Genomic DNA, 860 nt, shown 5'->3' with positions numbered 1-860 from the left:
CTCACACCATCCGCGTCGAGCCAGCGCACGGCATCGCCCAGTCTGTCTCTGAGTTCGAGGTCTTCGAGCAGGCGCCGATGGAGAAAACTCTTGGTCGCTTCCTCGATGGTTTGCTTTGGTTCACCAGCCATGGTGTCCTCCTTTGTCGATGCGACCGAATATCAGCGCGGCGGCGTAGCTGACAGCACCAGCACGAACGCCTCTCACCCACAGGCACACCCGTTCGCACCCCGCAATGCCGCGAGGCTGCGGCCTGCGGTGCGGCGTCTTGGTAAAGCCCCCGCCTCGAGTGGTCGAGGCCCCCTCAGCAGGTTGCACGCGAAGTAGCTGTATGCGTTGAGCGGACCCGAGCGAATCGTGCAAGAATGCTTCGTCGCGGCTCCGAGGCTGCCCTTAGCAAAGAGGAAGGCGCATGCCGTTTCACAGCAAAGCTACGTTGGAGCATTGGGTAACGGAGTTCGTAGACGCCCGCAATGCTGGCGAAGAGATCCGAGTCGTCGTCCAGGACGGCTCTGATGGTGACGATACCGGCCTGGTGGTCATGCCGATGGAGCATCTTCCGAACAGCGTGTGGATAGAACCTTGCGATTCGGGCGACGAGCTCAGCTGGCACGTACTGATCGAACCGGGCGCAGAGACACTGAACTTGACGAGCTTCGAGTTGAATGCGCTAACCCATGACCTGCAGGTGGCGGCCGAGCTGTGCGCATTTCTACACGAAAGGTCGCTTGGTCATTACGAGCCCCAACCCGAGCCAGACGGAACGCCTGAGGCTGCTACGGCCGACTGACTGGCACACCGAGGCTCGTCGAGGCAACCAGCCCGTTGGGCCTTACATCGTCGGCCGGTCCGCCTCGCAC

The 860-nt window shown here is 61.7% G+C and carries 1 protein-coding gene; it reads left to right on the top strand.

Features of this window, described 5'->3' with window-relative positions; all coding sequences use genetic code 11:
- Window positions 1–412 precede the first annotated feature (412 nt).
- Entirely contained in the window at window positions 413–790 is a 378-nt protein-coding gene (locus tag DC432_RS16120; protein WP_116538690.1) for a hypothetical protein, read from the top strand.
- Window positions 791–860: the final 70 nt, after the last annotated feature.

The sequence above is a fragment of the Microbacterium testaceum genome, assembly GCF_003075375.1.
Classification (GTDB): Bacteria; Actinomycetota; Actinomycetes; order Actinomycetales; family Microbacteriaceae; genus Microbacterium; species Microbacterium testaceum_E.
Note: the sequence above shows the minus strand (reverse complement) of the source record. Positions and strands in the feature narration are given on the sequence as shown.